Genomic DNA, 16961 nt, shown 5'->3' on the forward strand with positions numbered 1-16961 from the left:
AACGTAATCAAGCTGTCACGGCAGCCCGCCTGGCGGACTGAATGCGCTTCAATACCGTTTTGGCCACCTCAAATGAGGGAAACCTTCCCCAGGAAAAACCCTGACTAGCAAAACGACTCTTCCTACACCAGAAACAGAACTGCCCTGCATAAATCCCGCATTCACTTATTCACAGTCCCGCCCTTCTATATCAGTACTAGGGATGTGTGATGTTCGGTCCTGCCAACCAAGCCTCTTTCCTCCTGGACATCGAGGGGTTTGCCCACGATCTGCGAGTCCTTGAGTTCACCGGCAAGGAAGCCATCAGCCAACCCTTTCGCTTTGATCTGAAACTGGTCAGCGAGCGCCCCGACCTGGACCTGGAAAGCCTTCTGCACCGGATGGCTTTTCTCAGTTTTGACCGCCACGGCGCCGGTATTCATGGTCAGGTTTACAGCGTCGGCCAGGGCGACGCAGGCAAGCGCCTGACCCAATACCAACTCAGCCTGATGCCCACTCTTGCCTGGCTGGGTCACCGTTTCAATCAAAAAATATTCCAGAAACTCAGCGTGCCGCAAATCATCGCCCAGGTTCTGGAAAGCCACGGCATCCTCCGCGATCGCTACCGCTTTGCCCTCGGCACCGATTACCGCCCACGGGACTACTGCGTTCAGTACGGCGAGAGCTGCCTGAATTTTCTGCAGCGACTGTGCGAAGAAGAAGGCCTGCATTACCACTTTGAACACCGCCGCGAGGGGCATGTGCTGGTGTTCGGCGATGATCAAACGGTATTTCCCAGACTCCACCGCCCCACCGCCTACCTGCAGGACAGCGGGATGGTCGCTGATGATCCGGTGATCAACGCCTTCACCCTCGCCATGGAAACCCGCCCCACAGGCGTGACCCGCCGCGACTACGACTTCGAAAAGCCTTTACTGCAATTGGAGAGCCGTGCGAAAGATCCTTCGCCGCTGCAACTCGAAGACTACGGCTTCCCCGGCCATTTCACCGACCGCGAACAGGGCAAGGACCGCGCTCGGCGTGCACTTGAGCGACACCGCAGCGATTATCGGCAAGCCACCGGACGCAGCGATCAGCCGATGTTGCTCAGCGGACATTTCCTGCCCCTGACCGACCACCCGCGCCAGGAATGGAACGACTTGTGGTTGCTGACCGAAGTCATTCACATCGGGAAACAACCGAGCGTGCTTGAAGAGTCGATCACCAGCGCCCCGAGCGACGACTTTTCCCAAGGCTACCGCAACACTTTTCTCGCGACCCCGTGGGACACCCCCTTCAGGCCCGCGCTCGCTCACCCCAAAACCACGATCAACGGCTACCAGCACGCCGTGGTCTGCGGTCCGCCCAGCGAAGAAATCCACTGCGACGAATACGGCCGCGTCCGTGTTCAGTTTCCCTGGGACCGCGACGGCGAGCACAACGATCACTCCAGTTGCTGGGTGCGCGTCGCCAGCGGCTGGGCTCACGACCGTTATGGCAGCGTATTGATCCCCCGCGTCGGCATGGAAGTGATCGTCAGTTTTTATCAGGGCGACCCGGACAAACCGTTGATCGTTGGCTGCCTGCCCAATGGCGCCAATCGCCCCCCGCTCGACCTCCCCGCCGAGAAAACCCGAAGCACCTTCAGAACCCAAAGCAGCCCAGGCGGCTCCGGCTTCAACGAACTGAGCATCGAAGATCGCAAAGGGGCCGAGGAAATATCCGTCCGCGCCCAGCGTGATTACGTACAGCACGTGCTGAACGACGAACGGGTTCAAGTCGACAACCAGCGCAGCATCGTGGTCGGCGGCAACGCCCGTCATGAACTGCACGCCGAAGAACAGCGCATCACCCACGGCAACCGGTTGACGGAAATCCGGCAAGACGACCACCTGACCGTGCATGGTGACCGCCATATCCGCACCACCAGCCATCGACTGAGCGCTCAACAGCAGGTCCACGTCAGCGCCGGCCAACACATCGTCATCGATGGCGGCGCCAGCGTCACGATCCAGGCCGGAGGCGGATGGATCACGATCAATGCGGCAGGCATTTTCAGCAGCGTGCCGGTTGCGCAAGGTGGTTCGCCGATGCCGCTGATGGCTGCGGCCCCCGTGACGCTCGACGCGAGCGAACCGCCGCTGCCCGAAACGCTTTCAACCGCCCTACTCAAACAACTGCTCGGCGACGAAGCCTTGATTGAACTCTGCCAGATGCCCAGCGGCGGAACACCGAAGGATTGCCCGCTGAGCGACTGCCAATGCCGCAAAGCCCTGGGCTATGGAGATCGCTCATGAACACATGGATTTTGCTGGAACGCCCCGCCGCGCAGCTCGAAATGCTTTATCGCCTGGCGACACATCCCGACACGCAGAAGCTGTTCGCCGGCACTTCACTCGACGGTTTCGCCGAGCACAGCCCACTGCTGGTCCGGCTGAACAACCAGCCAACGCTCACTCAGGCGATCGAGCAAATCCCGGCGCAATGGCCCGGCCTGCTGATCGAAAGCACGTGTGACACGCCCTCGGTACTCGCGCACTTGCGCCAGATGCTGATCGTCAACTTCGACCAGCAACGTAAAGGCGTGCTGCGCTACAGCAACCCGACTGTCGCCAGTTATTTTTTTGCCGCGTGTACGGCGCAAGACCTCAGCCTGTGGCTCGGCCCGATCAGTCGTCTGCGCTGGTTCGGTGCGACGTGGGCCACTCAAGCGACCGGCGAAACTGGCTGGCAGCGGTTGGACAATCTCCACGCGAACGACTGGCGTATTGAATGGACACACCGGACGAGGGTGCTGAGCGTCGCCCAGGAAGAGGCCTTGACGCGCCAGCGTAACGAACAGTTTCTCTATCACTGGTGGCAGCAACATCCCCAGCACTCCTTTATGCAGGCCAGCCATTGGCTGGAACAAGCGCTGAGTCAGGGCATCGACGACAGTGAAGACATCAGTGCCTTCCTGAACGCCCACTGCACGCAGGTTCAGTCATGACGCGCCTCGGGAAGTTAACCAGTGGCCCCGGCTGCGAGCGTGACAAGCTGATTGTCCAGGTCATTGGCACGGGACATTCCAAGAACCAGCGACTGCTGCTCGTCGATCACTCGGGCGTCGAACCTCTCCAGGCCCTGACCGATGAGGCCGCGTGCGAAACCGAGCGATCGACCAGCGTCCACAGCGAGCTATTTGTGTGGGATTGGTCGGCACAGCTCAAGCACCAATTGTGGCTGGAAATTGCCACCATCCAAGGCCCGCCCATTCGCCTGCCGTTGCTGGAGGACGTGCGTGTCACCCCGCGCCAACTGGAAGCGCAGTGGAATCAGATCGTGCCGGCCCTGCCTTTCGCCGCGCTGCCCGGGACTCGCAGCAAGTACGATCTCGGGACGCCGGTGCTGTGCCGCAGCGGTTATGTCTATGTGTTTTACCGTGATCGTCTCTGGCGGGAGCTGGAGGTGCGACAGGACGACGAACTCACGACTTATCGCGATATCGATCTGCAGGCCTATCGCCTGAATCAGGCATTCAGCAGCGATTACCGACAGGCCAGCGGCGTCGATCTCAGCGACATTTGGCTGCCTGCGACCTGGAATCATCAACCCGCCGAAGCCGTGCAACTGTGTTTCAGCGAAATCCAGCTCAGCGCTGCACGCCTGAAACGTCTGGAGGAAGACCCAGAGTTGCGCGCCCAGCGGTGTCAGAGTCCCGCATTACAGTGCGAGAGCCAGACGTTCGAACGGCTTTTTGACCAGCAGCCCGATGGGCAGGCGATGCTGGAAGCCTTCAGTGGTTTCAACCTATGGGATGCAAAAGCGTCCGATGCCGCGACGAAGGCCAGCATCACGTGGCGCAATCTGGCCGCGCGGACCTTTCCGGTCAGCCTGATCGCCCCGCAACGGGCACGCCAAAGCGGTTTCGAATATGTGCTGGAGCATCCGGGGCGCTACGTGTGCGACCTCTCGGGACAATTCGCGGCGCAGCGTAAAACCGAAGCGAAGGCTTGCCTTGATCAGTGGGAGCAAGGCGCCACACCCGCATTACCTGCAACGTTTGAAAGCAGCGCCTGGGCGGATTGCCTGGCCACGTTGCTGGATCAATTGCGTGGGGAAACACCGAACGCCGATGACGCCGATCTCTGGCAGCCCCAGCCCACGGTCGTTGACGTGTTGGAAGCCGCTCGGCAACGGCGTGTGTGCGGCGTGCTGCTGGAAGACCCACGCCATCGTGTGCGGCATCTGGTGTCGCAGATCCAGCAACAACAGCAACTACTGACGCTGTATGCCGAGCGCGCCAGCCTGCACCCACACCACGCCAGCGCGGTCATGGTTCAGCAACTGATCGTGCCGGCGACCATCGGCGGACAGAAAAACCCGTTGCATGCCTGTTTCGACAAAGTCAAAGAGGCCGGCCGCCGCGACATCAACCACTTCACCGCCACCGCTGAACGCGCCCTGCTCTGGCAACAACTGAACATGGCGCAAACGCTGCTCGCCGAGTGCCTGCAACAACCAGTCACCCAGCAAACCCTGGCCGATCATCTGAGCCTGGACGGTTTTGATTACCTGGCGGCGTTGTTTGCCGTGAGTCAGGTTTTCGCCAGCCTCGCTACCGTGCCGGCGCAACTTGATCCGCTGGCTCGCAATGGTGATGTCACCAACGCGCTGACCGGGTTGAGTCTTTACAGCCCGCAGGCCAGTGTCGGCCAGACGTTGCTCAATGACATCGCTCATGATCCTGCGCATCCGCTGCACGGGATGCTTTGGCCGGCCGTTGATGAAGCCGCATTGGCTGCGCCTTATGTGCCGCCCACCGAGAAAACGGTCAACGAGGGCGACGGATGTCTACGCGCCCAACACCTCGCCGAATTCGAAACCGACCCGGGGCCTTATTATTCGCAGGTTGAACACCTCGATGGGCACTTGCTGGAAGGGTTACTCGCCAGCGGCAGCTTGAACAGCACGCTGACTGGCCAATCGAAAGCGGCGGCGAGTACGTTGGTCAGCATTTACGAAAATCTGGCGGGGGCGGTTGAAACAGCCAGCGGTGCGGTGAACAAACCGTCCGGGGTGCAGGGCTCACAGGTTCCCACCAGCGCCTACTTGCATGGACTTGGTGTGGGGTTGTTGCGCAGCTTGATGCCCAAGACCTTTGGTGAAATGCACTTCATCAATCGCCGGGATGCTGATCCGCAGCGGTATTACCTGTTTGGTTTGTCCGACGTGCCGGCGGGGGATCAACGGCCACGGCGGGTGATGGGTGAGTATCTGGACGCAGAGGGTCGGCCGCTGACAGCGAGGAATGCGGCTGATGTTTTCGAGACGCCGAGTGCTTCACGTGTGGGCAATTACAAACTGCTGGTGATGCCGGTGGAACATCCGACGGTGCGGAGTCTTAGTGCGCTGAATCAGCGGATTAATGCGGTGCATAAGGCAGATGTTGAAGCGCGGGTCGGTGATAACACGAATGTGAAAGGGGCGTTGCAACAGGGTGTGGATGAACTGGCGGAGTTGAAGAATAGCCGGGTTTTTCGAGTGTTGAACTCGCTACCGTTTGCGGCGGGGGTTTTGATGTTGGAGGTTTGGAATGTAAGGACGGAGTGGGAAGGTAGGGAGCAAGTTCGCAGAGAAAAAGGACAATACAGATCTCATCTATCTGTATTCGCCGCAGGACTAGACTTAGCAATCGCGCTGGAAATGTTGACTGTAAAATTTGCCGGTACCGAATCGGTTTTAGCGGCAGGTCGCAAAGTCGTTTTTAAGATTTCAGATGAGGCTGCAAAAACTCTGGGCACTCTAGCACTCGAGTATTTAGTAACGGAGTTTACTGTTCGACTGGTCGCGCAAATAACCAGTGGTTTGGCACTTACAGCCATTTGCCTGACAGACGCTTGGTATGCATGGGTATGGGGCGATGACGCCAGTTGGGGCTACCTGATGATGGCTGTGGGTGGCGCAGCCAGTGCTCTCAGTGGCCTGGTTATCAGCACCGTCACCTTTCTTGAACTTGGTCCGGCGGGTTGGGTGGCACTGATATTGATCCTGATCGGTGCTGGTCTCGCTTGGTGGCTGACCGACAAGCCCATTGAAGAATGGCTGATTAATGGCCCTTTCGGCACTCAAGTTCATTCTGACAATACGCACCTGCTGGATCCACAGCGCGGTTTCTATTATCTGATCAGTTTGTTTGCCGACATCCGCATCAACATCGGCAGCAACCCTGAATTCGTCCCCAACGCCAAACATGACATTCACGCAAAGACGCCGTTTCAAGTGATCTCGTCCAACACTTGCGTTCGTATTGAAAGTAACTTGCCAGGTTTAATTTCAAAATTGGGCACGTTCAGTATCAATGCTCACTGCCGACTCAATACATTCGAACTCAAGGGTGGGCGTATCAAAAGTGAAACCGTGCCGTTCAAAAAACTGATTAACACTCGACTCGTCTCGCCCAAAGCCCAAAGACTGATACCGCAAGGTCTGGAACTATTTTTCGAAACCCCACCGAACTACGCCTTCGATTTGGTTACAGGTTCATCCGGCATCGCACAGCAATGGCAAGTGAAAGCACAGTGTGTGCTGGAACAAAAAAATCAACGCTGGCACTTTCCTGCGCCACCGCTAAAGGATGGCACGCCATTTGATGAGTCCCACAAAAAACCAAACTTCGACAGCGTAGGTGAACTTTATTGGGCTGACGAACTTACAAATAAATCGCGGAATAGCAACTGATGACTGATCGATCGTGGTATGCCCAGACTGCCTACGGATGGAATGAGGTACCTCAACAAGGACGCTCGACTGAACGTCCGTGGATTATGCGTTTCGCCAAGGTCAGACTGCCTTGGGGCAATACGGATGATATAACATCGGTAAACCATCTCGAAAAATTTTCACCAAAAGCACTTCGTCTCCATGAAGGATTCAAAAAAGAACGTGAAGAGCAAATAGCCCAAAACACCTATGCTCCGAGCCCATATGAACTTATCGATTTTCACATAAGGGACGACCACGAGTGCTTCAGGTACGCACTTCTTCCCGCAAGCTCCCATTTCTGGATTTACATGCTAGGAATAGGCCGCGTTCTATTTCTAATTTTTTTTACTCTATCAATTTTCATAATAACGGCAGAGTTTATAGATACAAAAAAAACACTGACGGACATCATCAACGACTACAACGCAACTCTTACTGTTCTACTAGGACTACCTTTATTTTGTTGGCTAACCGGCAAAGCAGTAATTAAGTTCTTACCAAGCCTCTGGCTAAAACCCTCCCGCGGCCCCATCTGGGAACTCAACCGCCGCACCGGCCTGGTCACCGTTTTCGACTACAAAAACAACGGTGAATATAAAAAGAACGGCACCATCGGTGAACTCACCGCGCCGTTCTACGAATTCGACGCCTACATCGCCACGTCCCCGGACAGTCAGGGCATGCCGATGAACGTGCTCTACCTCGCCCATCGCTACCGCAACATCATGATCAACTTCGGCGCATTACTCTGCCCCGGGCCCGAGACGCAACCCGCATGCGCTCTGTGGGATTTCATCCAGAACTACATGGACGTCAGCCGCCCGCTGCCGGACCTGCCGCAATACGAGGAATACCGCCACCTCGACCCCACCACCGCCGAATACGACCGCCTCACCGGCCGCAACCCGCGTTTCTGGATCGACATGGACGACGCAACATTCAAACAAGTTGTCAGGGAGATGCATCAACGCGTCGCCAGCATCGACACGTTTCAACGGCCTAACTTGATGGCTGCTTATGTGACGTATGTCGATTGAGCGACAAAAAAGTATGCGCCGTGCTGCTTAAGAGCCCGCGCCACCGCGTGCGGCATCTGGTTTCGCAGATCCAGCAACAACAGCAGTTGCTGACGCTGTATGCCGAGCGCGCCAGCCTGCACCCTCACCACGCCAGCGCGGTCATGGTTCAGCAACTGATCGTGCCGGCGACCATCGGCGGCCAGAAAAACCCATTGCACGCCTGCTTCGACAAAGTGAAAGAGGCCGGTCGCCGCGACATCAACCGCTTCACCGCCACCGCTGAACGCGCCCTGCTCTGGCAACAACTGAACATGGCGCAGGCCCTGCTTGCCGAGTGCCTGCAACAACCGGTCACCCAGCAAACCCTGGCCGATCATTTGAGCCTTGAGGGCTTTGATTACCTGGCGGCGTTGTTTGCCGTGAGTCAGGTTTTCGCCAGCCTCGCTACCGTGCCGGCGCAACTTGATCCGCTGGCTCGCAATGGTGATGTCACCAACGCGCTGACCGGGTTGAGTCTTTACAGCCCGCAGGCCAGTGTTGGCCAGACGTTGCTTAATGACATCGCTCATGATCCTGCGCATCCGCTGCACGGGATGCTTTGGCCGGCCGTAGATGAAGCCGCGCTGGCTGCGCCTTATGTGCCGCCTACCGAGAAAACGGTTAACGAGGGCGACGGATGTCTACGCGCCCAACACCTCGCCGTATTCGAAACCGACCCGGGGCCTTATTACCCGCAGGTTGAACACCTCAATGGGCACTTGCTGGAAGGGTTACTCGCCAGCGGCAGCTTGAACAGCACGCTGACTGGCCAATCGAAAGCGGCGGCGAGTACGTTGGTCAGCATTTACGAAAATCTGGCGGGGGCGGTTGAAACAGCCAGCGGTGCGGTGAACAAACCGTCCGGGGTGCAGGGCTCACAGGTTCCCACCAGCGCCTACTTACATGGACTTGGTGTGGGGTTGTTGCGCAGCTTGATGCCCAAGACCTTTGGTGAAATGCACTTCATCAATCGCCGGGAGGCTGATCCGCAGCGGTATTACCTCTTTGGTCTTTCCGACGTGCCGACCGGGGATCAACGGCCACGGCGGGTGATGGGTGAGTATCTGCATGCAGAGGGTCGGGTGTTGAAGGTGGGGAATGCGGCTGATGCATTTGAGACACCGAGCGCTTCTCGTGTTGGGGACTACAAGCTGCTGGTGATGCCGGTGGATGATCCGACAGCGCGCAATCTTAGTGCGCTGAATCAGCGGATTAATTCGGTGCATAAAGCGGATGTTGACGCGCGGGCGGGTGATAAAACGAATGTGAAAGGAGCGCTGCAAAAGGGTGTGGATGAACTTGGAGAGTTGGGGAATAGCCGGGTTTATCGGGTGTTGAACTCTCTGCCGTTTGCGGCGGGGATTTTGATGTTGGAGGTTTGGAATGTTAGGACGGAGTTGGCGGCCGCGGAACAAGTTAGACGGGAGAAGGGTGTGTTCCGGCTGGTTCTATCTGGGGTTGGAGCGAGCGTAGATCTATTCATAGCGATGGAAATGCTGACGGTAAAACTGGCCGGTACTGAGACCGTTTTTGCGGTTGGCCGTAAGGTTCTATTCACTATTTCAAAGGAGGCCGTGGAAAAAACCTTAGGAACTGTAGCAGCAACGTATTTGGCAAAGGAGTTTACCGGTCGAATACTTGCCCAAATTGGCTCTGGGTTAATTCTTACAGCTATTTGCCTTTCAGACGCTTGGTATGCGTGGACATGGGGCGATGACGCCGGCTGGGGATATCTGATGATGGCCGTGGGTGGAGCAGCCAGTGCTCTAAGTGCTCTAATTATCGGCGCGGGCACCTTCCTAGGCCTTGGTCCGGCCGGCTGGGTTGCACTGATCTTGATTGTAATCGGCGCCGGAATTGCTTGGTGGCTAAGCGATAAACCCATCGAAGAATGGCTGGTCAACGGCCCTTTCGGTACACAAGTTCATTCAGACAATGTACATCTGCTAGTTCCACAGAGTGGCTTTTATTATCTGATCAGTTTATTCGCCGACATCCGTATCAGCGTGGGCTCCAATCCTGAATTCGTCCCCAATGCCAAAATTGATGTTCACGCAAAAACGCCATTCCAAGTGACGTCATCCAACACCTGTATTCGTATTGAAAGCAACTTGCCGGGCTTAATTTCAAACCTTGGCACACTCAACATCAATACTCACTGCCGGCTCAGCACATTCGAAGTCAAAGGTGGTCGCATAAAAAGTGAAACCGTGTTTTTCAAAAAACAGATAAATAGCCAACTCGTCGCGCCCAAAGCACAACGACTGCTACCGCAGGGTTTGGAACTGTTCTTCTCAACCCCACCGAACTACGCCGTCGATCTGGTGACAGGATCACCTGGCATCTCACAACAATGGCAAGTAAGAGCGCAATGTGTACTGAAACAAAAAAATCAACGCTGGCACTTTCCTGCACCACCACCCAAAGATGGAACACCATTTGATGACTCGCACAAAAAACCGAACTTCGAAAGCGTAGATGAGCTTTATTGGGCTGACGAATTTGCAAATAAATCCCGGAATAACATTTAATGAGTCAGGAATATTATTACTCCGAAACTGCGTATGGGGCTACAGAGGTACCTCAGCAAGAGCGTTCATCTGAACGGTCGTGGATCATGCGTTTCGCTAAGATCAGACTGCCGTGGGGCAATACAGATGAAGTAACGGCTGCAAACCTTCTCGAAAAATTCTCACCAACAAAACTTCGCCTCCATGAAGGTTTCAAGAAAGAGCGCGAGGAGCAAATCGCCACAAATAAATATGATTCGAACCCAGACAAATTTATTGATTTCCACATCAGGGATGACCACGAACGTTTCAGGTATGCCCTTCTCCCCACAAGCTCCCACTTCTGGATGTACATGTCAGGTGGAGGGCGATTTATGTTTTTCCTACTTTTCATTGCCAGCATACCTGCCTATTTTTTGGGAATTACAACTGGAAATGACCCTATATGGGAATCAACCAAAACTATCTTTATCCAAGTATTTTCCTGGCTTCTCGGCCTTCCCCTCCTATCTTGGGCAATCGGTTCAATAGTCATAAAACACTTCCCCAGCCTCTGGATAAAACCCTCCCGAGGCCCCATCTGGGAACTCAACCGCCGCACCGGTCTGGTCACCGTCTTCGACTACAAAAACAACGGTGAATATAAAAAGAACGGCACCATCGGTGAACTCACCGCACCGTTCTACGAGTTCGACGCCTACATCGCCACTTCCCCGGACAGTCAGGGAATGCCGATGAATGTGCTTTACCTCGCCCATCGCTACCGCAACATCATGATCAACTTCGGCGCCCTGCTCTGCCCCGGTCCCGAAGTGCAACCCGCGTGCGCCATGTGGGATTACATCCAGAACTACATGGACGTCAGCCGCCCGTTGCCGGACCTGCCCCAATACGAGGAATACCGCCACCTCGACCCCTCCACCGCCGAACACGACCGACTCACCGGTCGTAACCCGCGCTTCTGGATCGACATGGACGATGCGACGTTCAAGCAAGTGGTCAATGAGATGCGTGAACGCGTCAACAACATCGACACGTTTCGACGGCCAAACTTGATGGCCGCTTATGTGACCTATGTCGACTAATAAGACACCACCCGATAACGGGGCCCTACCGTTCACAGATATCCCGGATGCACCCGAGAGTTCCAACGACTACGCCATCATCAAAGTCCGCCACAAGAAGTCGGGGGCCATGGCTTGGCGGGTATCGTTGTACCGGGAAGGCGTCATGAAGGTTCACAAGGAATTCACATTCATCAGCCATGGAGGTGAACGTCCTGCGCGTGCAGCTGCCGAGCGGTTTCGCAACGAGCAGTTGCTTCTCTTCCCACCGCCGCTGAGCTGCACGATCCGGCAAAAGCTGCGTGCTAATAACACCAGCGGCCTGGTGGGTGTTTCACGACAAACGAACCGCAAGAACACTTACTGGATCGCGCAAACGAAGACCCGCGACGGCAAAAAACTGTCCCGGTCATTCAATGTAGAAAAGTTCGGAGAGGAGCAGGCGAAATGCAAGGCTATCGAGGCACGAAAGCAGCAGCTGACAACCATCGTGCATCGGGCTTTCCGTCGTCATCACGGCGAACAACTCTACGGTGAATTGCTGCACGCGAACATGACAGTGTCGGACGAATAAATGGCGAGCAGCCTGTCGTGACCGTCAGGGCACACGTTTTTGTATGCCTATCGGCTAACGACTTCCCCTGTCACGGACAGCCCATTGCGCCGCCTCCAGCGCACCTTCCATGTACCCGGCCTGTTCCCGCGCCACCTCGCTGCCGGCCAGTGACAGGCAGGCCGCCCAATCGCCCTGGACCCTAGCCAGCCCCAAAGTGCTGGCTCCGTGGGCGCCGGATACCTGATCGGCGGCGGTGGCTGTCAGTTCGTCATCCGCCCAGTCTTTGATGAATTCGGCTTTCGGCATTGCCGCCAAAGGGCCAAACAAACGAACCAACTGGGCCCGACATTGCTGCATCAACTGCGCCTCGCCCAGATTGCGGCGCGAAACAGCCGCCAACCCGAAAAACCCGAACAACGCCGCCCTGCTCGCCTCGGCGGACGCATCGTGGATTTCCACCAACGGGCCGACCATGCTCTGCGCCATGCCCGACAGGCCATCGTCACGCCAGAATGCCTCGTCGTAGACAGCGACGTACTTGGCGTGCGGCGCCATCCAGGTCGGCGTATCGGCCCAGCGCTGCTGATCCACCGGATTCAGGGGTGGATCGAAGCGAACTGTTTGCGCAATGATCCGCGGCGGCATGGCGAGAATCACATGGGTGGATTCAAACTGTGTCGTCTGTCCTTGAGCGTTTTCTATCGTCAACCTCACACCGTGTTCCATTCGCTTTGCCGAGACTACCCGCTGGCCGAGGCGCAATTGACCAACCAACAACGGCGCGGCCAACGCCTCAATCAAGACACCCGTGCCACCCGCAATCCGCATCGATTCATTGCCCGACGCATACCCGGCCAAGCGCTGCGGCGCCTCAAGCCTGAAACGCTCCACCAGCATGTCGCCCTCGACCGGTTGCGCGAAGGTACGCAAACCCAGTTGTTCGACCAAGTGCGCCATCTTCGGTTGGAAATCCGGCCAGAACCAGGAAGGGCCGAGGTCAAACGAATCCGCCGACAGAATGCGCCCACCCACTCGGTCACGCGCCTCAAGCACGATGAAATCCACACCAGCCTGGGTCAACAGTCGCGCAGCGTACAAACCGCTCAAGCCTGCGCCGACGATAATCACCTGCGTGCGCTGCATTAAAAACGCTCCTGTTGCGGACGAAGATCCAGTTCGTGAGTCCAGGCCGAATGCGGCTGGTGAGCCAGCATCCAGAAGCTTTCCGCCAGTGCGGCAGGGTCCAACTCTGCGCCATCCGCCCCCCCGATCAGCCCGTCCAGTATCAGGTGCGCCACATGAATACCCTGAGGTTGAAACTCCCGCGCCAAAGACTGGGCCAACCCACGCAGGGCGAACTTGGCCGACGCGAACGCCGCAAACCTGGCCCCGCCACGCAGACTTGCAGTGGCTCCGGCGAACAACAGCGCACCGCGCCCGGCCGGCAGCATTCGCATAATGGCTTGTTGGCTCACCAACATGGCCGACAACGCCATCGAGCGCCAAACGCCCTCGAATGCCTCGGCGGACAGCTCCGGAAATGGCGAGATCCGCAAGTCACCGACCATGTGAATCACCACCAAGGGCTGGCCGTGCTGGCGCTCAATCTGCTCGAACGTCGCTTTCACTTCGACCTCTTTCGTCAGGTCGCACGCCATGACGACGTAGCCGGGCAGCGGCAATTCTCCAGCCGAGCGCGATAGCCCGACCACCCCATAACCGCCCTCGACAAACCGCGCAGCCAACGCTGAACCCAGGCCTTCGCCGACACCGGCCAGCACCATCAGTGGCTTGTTTTCAGAGTTACTCATGACTCACATTCCTCAGATGACCTGACTTGAGATAGAACATCGCCCCACTTGCGCCGGCACGAAATCGCCCATGACTTTCGACCGGCAGCCGCAGCCAGGTCAGCGCCGGATACTCATCCGACAACTGCCCTTTGAGCACCAACACTTCGGCGCCGGCCTCGAAGGTGGTGCGGTTATATTCTTCAAATGCGTTCAGGGAAATCAGGTCGACCCGCTCGCTATCGTTTTCGAACAAACACTGCGACGGTGTGGGGCCGCCAGGATCAAAAGCCTTCAGCCGAACTGGCTGACGTTCGTCGGGCCTCAGTTGCATCAGTTTGACGAACAGAAACGCGCCCACAGCGCTCGACGGCTGGTGCGCCGAACCCGGCGGATTACGCAGGTAAGTGCCCGCCGGATAGTCCTGATCGCCGTCGGAAAACACCCCGTCGAGCACCAGGATTTCTTCTCCGCCGGGATGGACGTGTGCCGTGAAGGTGGAACCCGACGCATACCGCACCAAGCTAGTAGCCCGGGCCTGTTCGCCACCGATGCGGTCGAGCATGACGCGTTCGATGCCAGGCAATGGCGAGGCCGTCCATCGAAACTCCTCGGGGCGAATGACTACTCGCTGCGAGAAATCGGTGTTGATGTGCATAAGTACCTCACGTCTTACCTGTCTCTCCTTGTGGGAGCGAGCCTGCTCGCGAAAGCGGTGCAGCAGACAACGGAGATGTTGAATGTAAATCCGCCTTCGCGAGCAGGCTCGCTCCCACAGGAGAGATTGGGTTTACAACTCGCTGAGGGCGGCGTGCGCATCCAGCACGCGAGCGGAGTAGGTCACCGCCGCACCGGCATTCAGCGCAATCGCCACGCCCAGCGCTTCGGCGATTTCCTCACGACTGGCGCCATGTTTGACCGCCGCCTGGGTATGCACCGCGATGCAACCGTCGCAGCGGGTGGTCACGCCGACGGCCAGTGCGATCAACTCGCGGGTCTTGGCGTCCAGATGCCCGGTCTTGGCACCGGCACCGTCCATGGCCTGCAAGCCGCGAATCGTATCCGGGCTCAGTGTGGCGAAGTCGCCGACCCGGGCCAGCAACTGATCTCTGTAACCGTTCCAGTCCATCATGTTGAGCTCTCCCCTTTTCAGTTGCGGCCGGCAGTCACGCCGCCGTCGACCGGCAGCACGGTGCCGGTAATCCACGACGCCTGGTCAGACGCCAGGAACAGAATCGCTTGCGCCACATCCGCAGGCTGGCCGTTGCGCCCCAGTGGATGGAAGGCGTTGAACGTCGGCAGGGTTTCCTTGACCTGTTCGGCGGTCATGAACGTGCCGTACACCGGCGTTTCCACCACGGCCGGGGCGACGGTGTTGATGCGGATGTTGAGCGAGGCCAGTTCGAGGGCGAGGTTGCGGGTCAATGCGTGCACGCCGGCATTCGCCGCGGAATACGCCGCCGACGGTGTGGCGCCGATGGCTTGAATCGCCCACAGGGAGCCGGTTTGCACGATGGCGCCGCCACCACGCAGCTGCATCGCCCGGGCCGCAGCCTGGGCCATGAAGAATTTGCCCTTGAGAATGATGTCGAGAAAGCCGTCGTATTCGCGCTCGTCCACTTCGAGGAACGGTTTGGGGCTGAACACCCCGGCGTTGTTGACCAGGATATCGACGCCGCCAAAAGCGCGGGTCGCCTCATCCACCAGTGCCTGGGCGGTGGCCGGGTCGGCGATGTCACCTGCGACGAAACGCACGTGCGTGCCGCTCGGGTCGATGGCCTCGGCGGCCTGGGCCAGTTTCGCCTTATCGCGACCACCGATCACCACCGAGGCGCCGGCAGCGACCAATTGCTCGGCCACTTCTTTGCCGATCCCTGAACCGCCACCGGTAACGATGGCCACCTTCGAAGAAAAGTCGTACATGGAATGATCCTTTGGGGAGTGAAGAAGAGCGCTAATTTTCAGCCTCGCGACATTCCCGGACAAACCAGATAATCTTTGAATCCGATAAAGAAAAGCTTTAGTGGTTAGTCATGAAATATCCAACCTACCTCAATGCACTCAGGGCTTTTGAAGCGGCAGCGAGACACCAGAGCTTTTCCGAAGCCGCCGCAGAACTGAATGTGACGCCCGCCGCTGTCGGCCAGCAAGTACGAGTGCTGGAGTCGTGGCTCGGCGTGCCACTGTTTCATCGCGCCAGCAGCGGCACCACGCGGCTGGTGCCAACCGACGCCGCCCGCGCGGCGCTGCCGGATATCCGGGCCGGGTTTGATCGTTTGAGCATGGGCCTGTCACGACTCAAGGATGCGTCCGACAGCGGCGTGCTGACCGTCACCGTCAGCCCGGCATTCGCCGCCAAATGGCTGCTGCCGCGAATCGAGCGTTTCCAGCAGGCGCATCCGGACACCGACTTGCGGCTCGACACCAATCAGCGCCCCGTGGATTTCCTGGTGGATGGCATTGATGTCGGGGTGCGCTACGGCGCGGGGGTCTGGTCGGGTTTGACCGCCGTGCGGTTGATGGATGAGGAGATTTACCCAGTCTGTTCGCCGACACTGCGCGATCAGTTACCGGCGCTGACGGAACCTGGGGATTTGGCCCGCTACACCCTGCTCCACGACTTGACCCTGGAACAGAACAGCGGATTTCCGACCTGGAGAACCTGGCTCGATGCCGCCGGTTTTCCTGATATCGAGGCCGGGCATGGCCTGCGTATCAACAACTCGGCAGCAGTGCTGCAAGCGGCGATCGACAGTCGAGGCGTGGCGCTGGGGCGTAGCGAAATGGTGCGCGATGATCTGGCGGCGGGACGTCTGGTGCGGCCGTTTGGCGACCTGACGTGCCCGATTGATCTGGCGTATTACGTGGTTTATCGCCCGGAATGTGCGGCGAAGCCGAGGATTGCGGCGTTTCGGGATTGGTTGGTGGCTGAGGCGGGGATGATGGGGGGAATTTAAGGGCCACCCCTCTCCCTAACCCTCTCCCCAAAGGGGCGAGGGGACTGACCGAGGTGTTTTTAGCGCTACATCGACCTGAAAAATCGAGTCGAACTCAGGTTTGAAAAGCCCCCAATCGGCTCCCTTTCCCCTCTCCCACATGGGGAGAGGGGACTGACCGAGGTGTTTTTAGCGCTATATCGACCTGAAAAATCGAGTCGAACTCAGGTTTTGAAAAGCCCCCAATCGGCTCCCTTTCCCCCTCTCCCCCATGGGGAGAGGGCTGGGGTGAGGGGTGGTTCTAACCTCCACCACAAAACTCAG

At 57.8% G+C, this 16961-nt stretch carries 13 protein-coding genes; 8 read left to right on the plus strand and 5 right to left on the minus strand.

The features are described 5' to 3' along the window. Positions 1 to 209 precede the first annotated feature (209 nt). From tssI to HB680_RS05590, 7 genes are all read left to right on the plus strand, one after another. Positions 210 to 2276 (plus strand): type VI secretion system tip protein TssI/VgrG, encoded by a 2067-nt coding sequence (tssI, locus tag HB680_RS05560; RefSeq protein WP_213937578.1) that lies wholly within the window; start codon positions 210 to 212, stop codon positions 2274 to 2276. After that, positions 2273 to 2968: a DUF4123 domain-containing protein gene (locus HB680_RS05565; RefSeq protein ID WP_213937579.1), complete on the plus strand. Its 696-nt coding sequence runs from the start codon at positions 2273 to 2275 to the stop codon at positions 2966 to 2968. The genes tssI and HB680_RS05565 overlap by 4 nt, the downstream gene beginning before the upstream one ends. Further along, positions 2965 to 6699: a toxin VasX gene (locus tag HB680_RS05570; RefSeq protein ID WP_213937580.1), complete on the plus strand. Its 3735-nt coding sequence runs from the start codon at positions 2965 to 2967 to the stop codon at positions 6697 to 6699. The genes HB680_RS05565 and HB680_RS05570 overlap by 4 nt, the downstream gene beginning before the upstream one ends. Further along, entirely contained in the window at positions 6699 to 7760 is a 1062-nt protein-coding gene (locus tag HB680_RS05575) for a hypothetical protein (RefSeq protein ID WP_256735449.1), read from the plus strand. Before HB680_RS05570 ends, HB680_RS05575 begins: the two co-directional genes overlap by 1 nt. Continuing rightward, positions 7757 to 10312 (plus strand): hypothetical protein, encoded by a 2556-nt coding sequence (locus HB680_RS05580; RefSeq protein WP_213937581.1) that lies wholly within the window; start codon positions 7757 to 7759, stop codon positions 10310 to 10312. Before HB680_RS05575 ends, HB680_RS05580 begins: the two co-directional genes overlap by 4 nt. Further along, positions 10312 to 11376, plus strand: coding sequence for a hypothetical protein (locus HB680_RS05585; RefSeq protein WP_213937582.1), 1065 nt, complete (start codon positions 10312 to 10314; stop codon positions 11374 to 11376). Before HB680_RS05580 ends, HB680_RS05585 begins: the two co-directional genes overlap by 1 nt. Positions 11377 to 11521: 145 nt before the next feature. Continuing rightward, on the plus strand, positions 11522 to 11929 hold the full coding sequence (locus HB680_RS05590) for an AP2/ERF family transcription factor (RefSeq protein WP_213937583.1): 408 nt from the start codon (positions 11522 to 11524) through the stop codon (positions 11927 to 11929). A gap of 54 nt (positions 11930 to 11983) precedes the next feature. On the opposite strand, the gene HB680_RS05595 is transcribed toward HB680_RS05590, so the two are convergent. The 5 genes from HB680_RS05595 to HB680_RS05615 all read right to left on the minus strand — a co-directional run bounded on the left by HB680_RS05595 (position 11984) and on the right by HB680_RS05615 (position 15624). After that, positions 11984 to 13054, minus strand: a complete 1071-nt coding sequence (locus HB680_RS05595) for an FAD-dependent oxidoreductase (RefSeq protein WP_213937584.1) — start codon at positions 13052 to 13054, stop codon at positions 11984 to 11986. Beyond that, positions 13054 to 13722, minus strand: coding sequence for an SDR family NAD(P)-dependent oxidoreductase (locus HB680_RS05600; RefSeq protein WP_213937585.1), 669 nt, complete (start codon positions 13720 to 13722; stop codon positions 13054 to 13056). Before HB680_RS05600 ends, HB680_RS05595 begins: the two co-directional genes overlap by 1 nt. Next, a complete protein-coding gene (locus tag HB680_RS05605) occupies positions 13715 to 14359 on the minus strand; it encodes a cupin domain-containing protein (RefSeq protein ID WP_213937586.1) in 645 nt (214 codons plus the stop codon). The genes HB680_RS05600 and HB680_RS05605 overlap by 8 nt, the downstream gene beginning before the upstream one ends. Positions 14360 to 14491: 132 nt before the next feature. Continuing rightward, positions 14492 to 14833, minus strand: a complete 342-nt coding sequence (locus HB680_RS05610) for a carboxymuconolactone decarboxylase family protein (protein ID WP_213937587.1) — start codon at positions 14831 to 14833, stop codon at positions 14492 to 14494. Between the two features lie 17 nt (positions 14834 to 14850). Then, complete coding sequence (locus tag HB680_RS05615) at positions 14851 to 15624, minus strand: SDR family NAD(P)-dependent oxidoreductase (RefSeq protein ID WP_213937588.1); 774 nt, start codon at positions 15622 to 15624, stop codon at positions 14851 to 14853. A gap of 110 nt (positions 15625 to 15734) precedes the next feature. Here HB680_RS05615 and gcvA point away from each other — a divergent pair, with 110 nt between their 5' ends. Then, on the plus strand, positions 15735 to 16658 hold the full coding sequence (gene gcvA / locus HB680_RS05620; protein WP_213937589.1) for a transcriptional regulator GcvA: 924 nt from the start codon (positions 15735 to 15737) through the stop codon (positions 16656 to 16658). Positions 16659 to 16961: the final 303 nt, after the last annotated feature.

Origin of the sequence: Pseudomonas sp. dw_612 (assembly GCF_018449725.1) — a bacterium.
GTDB lineage: Bacteria > Pseudomonadota > Gammaproteobacteria > Pseudomonadales > Pseudomonadaceae > Aquipseudomonas.